This is a genomic window from Bradyrhizobium frederickii, from assembly GCF_004570865.1.
Lineage (GTDB): Bacteria > Pseudomonadota > Alphaproteobacteria > Rhizobiales > Xanthobacteraceae > Bradyrhizobium > Bradyrhizobium frederickii.
In genome coordinates this window covers 1-9975 of sequence record NZ_SPQS01000059.1, presented here as the reverse complement: position 1 = coordinate 9975, position 9975 = coordinate 1, and the positions used below count along the sequence as shown (strand labels likewise).

General features: G+C 59.4%; 9 protein-coding genes. 4 read left to right on the top strand and 5 right to left on the bottom strand.

Annotated features, from left to right (window positions below; translation table 11 throughout):
- Positions 1-234: integrase core domain-containing protein (locus tag E4K64_RS38410; protein ID WP_135161597.1), on the top strand; the 234-nt coding region annotated here is incomplete at its 5' end.
- Positions 235-292: 58 nt separating this feature from the next.
- On the opposite strand, the gene E4K64_RS41725 is transcribed toward E4K64_RS38410, so the two are convergent.
- The 4 genes from E4K64_RS41725 to E4K64_RS41485 form a co-directional block, all read right to left on the bottom strand.
- Positions 293-880 carry an acyltransferase family protein gene (locus E4K64_RS41725; protein WP_135167578.1) on the bottom strand — a complete coding sequence of 196 codons (588 nt, stop codon included), beginning with the start codon at positions 878-880 and terminating at the stop codon, positions 293-295.
- An 836-nt stretch (positions 881-1716) separates the two neighbouring features.
- A complete protein-coding gene (locus E4K64_RS38400) occupies positions 1717-5052 on the bottom strand; it encodes an adenylate/guanylate cyclase domain-containing protein (protein WP_135167577.1) in 3336 nt (1111 codons plus the stop codon).
- A 276-nt stretch (positions 5053-5328) separates the two neighbouring features.
- Positions 5329-6051 (bottom strand): SOS response-associated peptidase, encoded by a 723-nt coding sequence (locus E4K64_RS38395; RefSeq protein WP_126257789.1) that lies wholly within the window; start codon positions 6049-6051, stop codon positions 5329-5331.
- Positions 6052-6080: 29 nt separating this feature from the next.
- Entirely contained in the window at positions 6081-6506 is a 426-nt protein-coding gene (locus E4K64_RS41485; protein ID WP_135167576.1) for a hypothetical protein, read from the bottom strand.
- Positions 6507-6702: 196 nt separating this feature from the next.
- Between E4K64_RS41485 and E4K64_RS38385 the strand changes: the two genes are divergently transcribed.
- A complete protein-coding gene (locus E4K64_RS38385) occupies positions 6703-6921 on the top strand; it encodes a hypothetical protein (protein WP_135167575.1) in 219 nt (72 codons plus the stop codon).
- Positions 6922-6978: 57 nt separating this feature from the next.
- A complete protein-coding gene (locus E4K64_RS38380; RefSeq protein ID WP_135167574.1) occupies positions 6979-8568 on the top strand; it encodes a recombinase family protein in 1590 nt (529 codons plus the stop codon).
- On the opposite strand, the gene E4K64_RS38375 is transcribed toward E4K64_RS38380, so the two are convergent.
- On the bottom strand, positions 8549-8818 hold the full coding sequence (locus E4K64_RS38375) for a hypothetical protein (protein WP_135167573.1): 270 nt from the start codon (positions 8816-8818) through the stop codon (positions 8549-8551). The two genes, E4K64_RS38380 and E4K64_RS38375, sit on opposite strands and share 20 nt — an antisense overlap.
- Before the next feature lie 948 nt (positions 8819-9766).
- Between E4K64_RS38375 and E4K64_RS38370 the strand changes: the two genes are divergently transcribed.
- Positions 9767-9975 (top strand): transposase (locus E4K64_RS38370; RefSeq protein ID WP_135162981.1); only part of this gene is annotated, 209 nt, incomplete at its 3' end.

Sequence of the window (9975 nt, the reverse complement as noted above, 5' to 3'; positions counted from 1 at the left end):
ATCAGTATGGACGGCCGGGGCGCCTGGCGGGACAACGTGTTCGTTGAGCGGCTGTGGCGCAGCGTCAAATACGAGGAGGTGTATCTGCGGGCCTACGACAGCGTCAGCGACGCTCGCGCCTCGATTGGCCGCTATCTGGACTTCTACAATTGCCGCCGTCCACATTCGAGCCTTGACGGCAGCACACCGGATCAAGCCTACTTCACCCCGCTGCCGCTCCGCACGGCAGCCTAACCCCGGCAGAGGCTCCACTTATCGACGCGGATATTCTGTTCAGACAACCGGGGCCAGCTCAGTCCAAGCTCCAGAACGCGCCATCTGGATAAATGAGATCGATCTTAAGTATGTGCAACGTCGGTAAGGCGAACAAAGTATAGAAGGCATCAAACCAGGTAGGGATACGACTGGCTTCGATAAATTGCGGAAAAAGATGCTTGATTGCCGTAATAAGGAGCGTCGCAAAGATGAGGGCGGGCAGCAGGCGCCCAAGCCGCTTGGCGTAAAAATCCCAGGCCGATTTCGAAGAACTTGCGCTAAACGAAATGCAGTAGCCGCTCACAGCGAAAAAGAGGAGAACCCCGTAGGTTCCCTTCGAAAAGATCGAGAGGGGCACGAAATGATACGCTACCACCCATAGGATAGCGATCGCTCGGAGGCAGTCGATCCCGATTGACCGATCGTTCTGCAAAGTCCCCACCTTCCCAATTGGTGTTGAGCAGAGGCTAACGAGATCCTCGACTCTTAGCTGTATCTGGAAGGCCACACACCGGGCCCAAGTTGAGCGAGGCTGGCCGAGCACATCTGGCAAAGACCTAAGCACCAACAGGCTTAAGGGGTGCGGCCATCCCGTCTGATCGCCGACTCTAGCGATCGCAGACATGCGAGCTGATCAGCCCCATCCCGCCGCCAGCCAGGCTGCTGGCGCGGCTTTTCCGGGTGAGCTCCAACCTGCTGAGTGAGATATTCCCGATCATTCTCGCGCGCGACCGACTTCCCGTCCACTTTGCTTGTCCCCCGCCACGATGCGCGGCCGGCCCAACCGTCGCAGCAGGTCGCTGATCAGCTCGGCAAAGGTGTCGCATCGGAACGGTCCGAAGACGCGATTCGACATCCGGAGCCTGCCGTCTCTGGTTTTGGGTAGGCTCGCCGTCGGGCGCAAGAAGTAGTCCTTCACGGCACTGTTTTGATCATCGAGCCTGATGATCAGAACGAGGTCCGATCTCCGGTTCTTGAGACGTTGGATCTCCCACCGCGGTTTCGGACCTGGGTATTGTTCATCGTCCGACACCACGCGCACCAGGGCGGCCAGAGCCCTGAATAGGTCGCTTACCGACGATGTGTCGTTCCGTTGTTGAGGGTGAGCATGTGCAGATCCCACAACCAAGCCGAGCAATCGTCGCGTTAGGACACATCCGCGGAATTGTCGGCGCACGGACCGGCAGATCAAATATCCTACCCCCCGCCGAACGCAGTTCAGAAGCATCTCTCTGATCTTGGTCATGTTGACGAGCTTGCCCCGTTTAACAGTTTGTCGTCTGGCATCTGCTCGTGTTGCGGGGCTTTCACTGGCCAGCCGTTCGGCCAAACGAAAACGACTTCTAAGGACCGTGCGGGTCACAAGCGGTCTTGTCGGTTCGATCCTCAATTGATCCGCTAAGGGCCAGACCCGGACCTCGACGAATGACAGGTCCTCACCGGGCCGCCGAACCCTGTGCTTTAAGTGACTTCATCGAGGATTGCCTTTGCCTCAATGAAATCGCGCGTGTCCAAGCCTTCGGTGAAGCTGCCGAGCACCGGCGCCAGCAAGTTACGAGCCTCGTTGATCCTCCCTGCCTCGCGCCATAGCCGGGCGAGCCCCGTCGCCGCGCGTAGCTCCCACATGCGCGCCGACTGCGCGGTCGAAAGCGTGAGCGCTCGCTCGAATTTCAGTTCGGCGCTCACACTATCCCCCTTCGCAAGCGCGAGTTCAGCGGCAAGCCGATGCAGCTCCGCCTCGTACCAGCGCTCGTCCGTGGACCGCACCAGGCGCAGTGCCTCGTCGAGTTGCTTCTCCGCCTCCGACCACTGTCCGGCCCGCAGACAGGTCTCGGCCAGGATCGATCGCTTGTAAGGATGCTCGACCTTCTGTTCCGTCGCGGCGATCCTAGCCAGCGCGTCATGCATCAAGTCGATGCCATCTTCCGGCGCACCGCGAATGGCGCGCGTCCAGCCCTCGAAAAGACGGGCAACCGCGTGGAACACGACGATCCCTCTCTTCGCTGCAAGATCGACCAGAGTAGCAATATTCGTCTCCACCGCCGTACAATCCCCGCACATGTGATGTAGATAGCAATCGTTGCTGAGGGCCATCGCGTAGTAGAACTCTGAGCGGTCCCTGGCCACCGCAATGGCTTCTCCGGCCAACGTCTGCCCCTGGGTCGGAAATCCTAGCGCGAACATGGTCCATGCCAGGTACGTCAGCGGGAAAGTGGGATACTGACCGTGCGAGTAACGATTGACGTGCATGCGGTCTGCGCTATCGAGACGCAGTGAATCTTCCAGGTGCTGGCGAGCGCGAACAAGATCACCCAACAAGAATGCTGTGCTGCCAATCAGGTACTCTGCCACCTTCAGTGCCGAAGCATTATGATCCTGCTGCGCGATCTCCATGAACTCGCGCGCATAACGTTCAGCATCGTGCAGCTTCGGCCGGTTGAAAGCACCGACAAATTGTCCATAGATGACCTCCAGCAGCCGATCGGCGTCGCCAACCTCCTCGCATAGTGCACGGGCACGCCTATAGGTGAGTTCAGTCTGCGGTGAACCCGAACCACGTATGGCCCGGTACACCGCGCCGAGCGCCATCTGCAAGTCTAGCTCAGTACGCTTCCGCGCCTCTTCGGACAGTTGCGGCACAAGTGCGACCGCCGCGGTCAAGACTTGCTCGGCCTCGACGTAATTGGAGCGTTCGCGCGCACGCGTGGCGGACCGCTGCCAATAGGAGATCGCGCGATCATATAGTCCGGCGGCCGCGCAATGGTGTGCCAGCAGTTCGGGCTGCGCTTCTGCAATCTCCGGAAATTGCCGCTCAAGCACGTCGGCGGTATGCGCATGCAGCTGCTGCCTGGAGGTCAAGAGCAGGGTCCCGTAGGCGGCATCCTGCACCAGTGCGTGCTTGAAGACGTAGTTGGTTTGAGGGGGCGAGCCGCGGCGAAGCAACAGTCCTGCTTGAACCAATGCATCCAAGGCCTCGGTCAGTGCGTCCCGATTCGGTGGAAAGACAGCTGTCAAAAGGGCCTCGCTGAATTCGCGGCCCAGCACCGCCGCCACTTGCGCAACTTCCTTCGTCCCGGCCGTCCGGTCCAGCCGCGCAACGAGCGCGTCCTGCAGCGTCATAGGAACCGATAGCCGTAGTTCTCCGGAACGCTCGCATCCAGTTTCGTCGTCAGCCAAGCCGGCCTCGAGTACCGCCTTGGTCAGCTCCTCGATGAAAAGCGGCACGCCGTCCGCTTTCGCAATAATCTGCTGAATTATTTCCGCCGGCGGCGCTTTGGCAGCAGCCAACGCACCAATCATGTCAGCTGCCTGCGAGTGGCCTAGCCGATTGAGCGTTAGCATGGTTAGATGGGGACCGCTCCATGGCGGTATGTAGTCGGGTCGGTAGGTAATCAGGATCAGGACGCGAGAATCCCGCACACGATCCATGGCAGCCGCGACTACATCTGCGCTCGAAGGGTCGATCCAATGCGCGTCTTCTACCACTATCAGCACCGGCTTTCGAGCCGCCAACCCAAGCACCCGATCGACCAACGCTGTCACGGTTCTCTGCTTTAGGCTTTCTGCCGTCAGCTCCAGCCTCGGATAGTGCGAAGCCACAGGGATCGACAGCAGACCTGCAAACAGCGAAGCGATCTCGGGCACTGCCTGTCCAGATTCGGCCAGCACCTGCTTGAGCTTGTTCAATTTGATCGCGGGCGGATCAGTTGGCAGGAACCCGGCCGCCTGTACAAACTGGCGCGCAAAGGGATATAGCGCGCTGGTCGCGAAATATGCCGAGCATTGGCACCGCAACCGTATATGCGGCAGGTCCGCTATTCGCTCGATGAGCGCCTCGGCAATCCGCGACTTGCCAATGCCTGGCTCCCCACAGAGCAATACGACCTGGCCGTCGCCCTGATTCGCCCGTTCCCAGCGGCGCAGCAAAAAATTGACCTCCTCCTCGCGACCGATTAGCGGGAACGGCCTGCCGGGATGCAGCGCCTCGAAGCGACTCTCGGTCAGACGCTCGCCGGTTACTCGCCACGCCTGCATAGGACGGGCAACGCCCTTCAGTTGGTGGACACCCATATCTTCGTAGGAGAAAAGCCCACCGACCAGCCGCTGTGTGCTGGAGCTGATCACCAAGGCATTGGGGGCGGCCAGCGACTGTAGCCGCGCAGCAACATTCGGTGTTTCACCAACAATCGCCATTTCCTCGCGTGCCCCGACCGCACCCATTTCTCCGGCCACCACGAGCCCGGTGTGCACACCAAGGCGGACAGCGAGCTCGACGCCGACTTTCCTGAACAAGTCTCGATTCAGCAACGCGATTGCCTCGACAATATCGAGCCCGGCACTCACTGCACGTTGGGCGTCATCCTCATGCGCGCGCGGAAGGCCGAAATAGACGAGCAGACCATCTCCAAGGTATTTCGCGAGATGACCGTCGTAGCGGTCGATCACGAGGGCGCATGTTGCCTGATAGGCGAGCAGTAGATCGCGCATCTGTTCAGGGTCCAGGGTACTAGAGAGAGCGGTGGAGTCGACGAGGTCGCAGAACATGACCGTCAATTGACGGCGCTCCCCCTCGGATGTGCTCGGAGAAGGAATGGCCGTCAAGTGCGTCGCCCGCATGAGACCGGCTATCGCCTTGAGCAAACGTTTGCGGTCTGCCAGACGTGTAATCCCGAGATCTTTCAGATCTTCGTTATTGAGCTCGGATAGCAGATCAAGGTCGATGCCATTCTCGGCGAATGTTTCGGCAAATCGTCCAAGCCCGAGATCCTCGAGCCAAGCTCTGACATCGTGGCTCATTGCCGTGCCCTCCGCCCCCCAAGAATATCGCCTGAGTTCGCCAGCTCGTTACTTGAAGACGGAGCGAACCGACGGTTATGTTCGGTCGATGAGCAATCCTATCTCATACTATATCGCCCGTGGGGCAAGGGGCAATTTCAGCTCGAATGCTCCTCGTTTCGCGGGGATGGGCCATCGTTGCGTGGTGCGGGACAACACGGCCGGACTCACCCTTCATCTCGCGGGGAAGGGTGACACGAGTACCACGAGAGACACCTCTGAGGCCTGTGCAGAACTCTAGGCGGCAGCCGCCGGGTCTTCTTTGACGCCGCGGGCGACGATACGGAGCATGCCGTCCGGAAGCGGCCGTTGCAGCTTGAGGGCTTCCTCGACGGGCCCGGCCATCCAGGTTTCGACCTCGTCGGGCGTCGTCAGGATCACCGGCATCGCCTTCGGGTGGATGGCGCCCACTTCGGCGTTCGCCTCCGTCGTCAGGAATGCGTAGAGGTCGTTGGTGGTCTCGCCTTCCTTTACCTTCCGAACCGACGTCCAGTTGGTCCAGATGCCGGCGAAACAGGCGAGGGGACGAGTCTCGTCGAGCGCGAACCAGATGTCTCCGCCTTCGCCCTTGTTGAACTCACTGAACGAGTTGAACGGCACCACGCAGCGATTCTCGACGCCGAGCCAGCGCGTCCAGTGCTTCGACTTCACGTTACGGATGTTGGTCGTTCCGGAGTCTGGCTCCATCCGGAGCAATTCCTTGAAGTCGACTGTCTTGCCTTTGGCCTGCAGCCTCTCGGCGCGCTTCTTGGTAGCTTCCATCAGGGCCTTCGACGACGACGGCATGCCCCAGCGCGCGGTGGCGAGCTCACGACCTTCGGCTCCTGTCCGAACGATAGGCGCCTTGTAGTCCGGGAAGACACCCGGCATCGGCGCCAGGTTGCCCACGTACCGGTTGACGACGCGGAACAGCGCGCTGATCGCCGCCTGGTTGGTCGTTATCGAATAGAGATTGCACATTGGTCTTCCCTAGCGATTCGCAGCCCGACCTAACGCTCCTCAGTCGGGTGCACCCATTTATAGGGGGTGATCTGCCTTGTCTCAGTCAGCTTGATCATGCGAGCAGGCGGCGCGTATCGGGGCGTGCGACATGATCGGCACTTAAGAGAAGCTTCCAGCTTCCAGAGCGGGGTTTCCCGAGGGCGGCGGATAGTGTCGAGCGGCAGGCTCGCGCGCGTCTTACAGCGGGCGCACTCGACTTCCAGCCAAACGAGACCGCCATTCAGGCATTGGCCGATCGTGGGTGAGGGCTGGGCAGGGCCACCGTAGCCCTCCATGCGGACCGACCAGGCTTCTACCTCCGCCCGGTCCGCCTCGCGAACGGCCTGCTCCGCACGCTCGCGAGCTCCTTCGGCTTGGATCTTTGCGCCCATGATCCGACCGCCCCAGATGACCTCTCGCGACTTCGTGCCCATGCGAGATAGATTCCGGCGAACGGAGCAGGAGGCAAGCCGCTAGCCCTAGAGGCCTCCTGCGACACCGCTCCAAAGGATTGGTCAAGATGCAGGTTGCCCCAACGAATCAAATTTCGAAATACCGAAATTTCTGTTGCTCCGTCGGGCAAAACAGTGGTTCATAGGGCGCTGACTCCAATCAAGAGGATCAGCGCAGATGACCGACGAAACCGATACATGTTCCGAGCTGTCGAAGATTGCAAAGCTCAACGGGGACTTCCGGAGAAACTACGGCACGTTACTTGGCGCGTTCCTGTATCTGCGGTCAATCAGTGCCGCCCGCGGGCGCTCATGGTTTTGGGCTGGGCTGGCTTCGCTCCTTGGCTCGGCTGCGCTAGGATGGTTAGGCAAGCACGGTCTATCCGCGCTCTGGTGAAGTTCAGAGCGCCACACCAATGCAGCACACCATCGAGCGACGTAGCGGAGGCGCGGAATGGCCAACGCCCTGATCATTCGCCCTGGGTCCGATCTGCTCTCGCAGACAAATGGAGGGCGTGCCGCACAATACGTGCGGATGTCGACCGACCACCAGCGTTACTCGACACAAATGCAGGCTGCTGCGATTGCGGTCTATGCCGCGCAGCATGAATTGGTGATTGTTCGTACCTATGCTGATGAAGGGAGGAGCGGCCTTCAAATCAAGCGGCGAGAGGGGCTGATGGAGTTAATTGAAGATGTTCGCAGCGGTCGAGCGGACTTCGACCACATCCTGGTCTATGACGTGAGCCGCTGGGGTCGATTTCAAGACATTGATGAAAGCGCCTATTATGAGTTCATCTGCCGCCAAGCCGGCATAAAGGTCTGTTACTGCGCCGAGGAGTTCGACAACGACGGCAGCGTCATCGCCAGCATCGTCAAGAATCTCAAACGGGTGATGGCGGCCGAATATTCAAGAGAGCTCTCGGTGAAAGTCCATGCTGGCGCATGTCGTGTCGCCAGCCTCGGATTCAAACAGGGCGGCCCCGCGGGGTATGGCCTCCAACGAGAACTAATCGATGAAAGCGGGTGTTCAAGGGGCATCTTGCTTAAGGGCCAACGGAAGCATCTGCAGACCGACCGAGTGTTGATCCGGCCGGGGGCAGAGAACGAGCAGCGCATGGTTGCCCGGATCTTTCGAGAGTTTGTAGTTCATCGCAGATCCCAAGGCTCCATTGTCCGCTGGCTAAACAATGAGGAAGTTCCCAACCATAGAGGGACGCCTTGGTCATATGCCATGGTCCGCCAAGTTTTGAGCAACGAGGCCTACATTGGTAATAGCGTTTATAATCGGTCCTCGTGCCGGCTGAAGCAACCGAGGAAGCAGAATCCGCCGGAGCTGTGGATCCGGGCTGGAGGTCTTTTCGAGCCGGTCGTTGATAAGAGCATCTTCCTCAAGGCCCAGAGCCTATTGAAGGAAAAGCAGGTCAGGTGGTCGAATGAGCTGCTCCTGAAAAAGCTCCGACAGACCCTCTCGGTGAATGGAAAGCTGAGCGCCTCGATTCTCTCTACTACGGAGAACATGCCGAGCGCCGCCCTTTACGCGTACCGGTTCGGCAGCTTGAGGGAGGCCTTTCGCCGCGTCGGCTATGTCGATCCCGAGCGGAGTTATGACTACGCCGATGCGCGGAAGCAGTCGGAAGCCGAACTATCGAGGCAGGTAGAAACCCTGGTCACTCAGATCAGGGCGTGGGGGGTTACCGCGGTCTTTGATGCGCAAACTGCTGTGATGACGGTTGCCAGCAAGCTGGCCATATCGGTGCGGAGCGCGCGTTACTACGTCGGAAGATGCCACGCGCCCTGTTGGTTGGTCCACCGCCGCACCATCGAGCCAGCCGAACTCATTCTTGCGCTGCGATTGGACAAGGAGACAAACAGGGAGGTTGTTGACTACTTCCTTATACCTATCAACGAAATGGCAAAACACGCAATCGCTCTCACGGCGACGTCACGATCTCGTTTTGCGGTCTATCGCTGCCCGACTATGAACGATGTACTGCGGGCTATGATGGAGAAAGTTGCGACAGCTATAAGTCAGATTTCATGAGTTGTCGGGGAAGCACGAGCACCACGTTGATTTGTCGATCAAGGATCTTCGAGGCGACGATGGAGATGTGAAGCGCGAACTCGTCTTCCATTTCTGCAGCGGAATCCTCATCACGAGCATAGACATAGAGGATATCGCCATCTAGTTCATCGAACCGGACAGCTTGAAAGAGCTGATCGAAACGGTCTGCACCCACGATAAGTGCGATCCGAGCAGCTATTGCCTGATCCTGAACCTCGGTCACAATCATCGCGCGGCGAGCCTAATGTTGTCTGCCGTGTTAGTCTCCGAAGACTTGATAGTATTGGCCCGGCGTCGTTTGAGTAACAAGATCTCCAACACGACGATCTCTGCGTAACCCCACCGTCAGCCCTTTGCCGGTGTCAAAGTTCGAGGCTGGCGCGCCCGGGATGCGGATGAGGCCCTGCATGGCGGGGCCTCGGGTCTGGATGGCAACCTTGATTTGAGGCGCCTTTCGGACGGAGAGCCGCGCTCCGAACGGAATCAATTCTCTGCCATTGGTGGCGATCTGCTGACGCGTGACCTATGTACATGGGTCCAGTCGCCTGATCGATGCAGGCGAGCGCCGATACCGTCGCAATGAGTGCAACAACCACTTTGCCCGTGGCTCGGAGCAGCGCGCGTATAGGGCTTAGTGACTTAGTTGCTGGCGGGCGGTTTGGATGCATGCGAGCGATCCATGAGCGACCGGATAGTTGATCCCTTTGCCGCAGCGTCCTCGGATCCACTGGCGACGCTCTCAGGCGTGCATTTCGTTGAGGGCGGATTCCCGCATTGACGCGCAAGCGCCTCCCAGCCGACACACCTTCCAGACTGGCTTCGATAACCGGGGCCGCCATTATCACCGCACGCCGCAAATGCGGGCGTGGGTGCGTTCGCGAGCAGAACCACTACAATTGCGAATGTCTCTAGAGGATGAATCATTCTATCTGAGCACCAGAAGGAACGCACAAGGCCAAAGCTGTAAATGGCTAGACCCCGGGTGGCCCTTGAGCGACGTCAATGACATGGCGGTCGGGGCCCACAGTGATCACGATCGTGTAGCTCTTATCTGCACCGCCCTGGTCGGTCGGCGGCGCGAGGTGCAGTTTGAGCTGGTCCCGCAAATCTGAACAGCGCGATAAGTGGAGTTTCTGCCTGACGGCGGGCAAGATTGACCCGCGAATCAGGAGAGACGATGAGCAGACGAGCACGGCGGAACCACACTCCGGCTTTCAAGGCGAAGGTGGCACTTGCCGCCGTCAAGGGTGACCGCACGCTGGCGCAACTGGCGGAGCAGTTCGACGTTCACCCCAATCAGATCACATCGTGGAAGGCCCAGCTCGAAGGCAGCGCTGCCGATGTTTTCGGTCCGGGCGGCGGGAGTCGGATCGCCGAACCCACCGT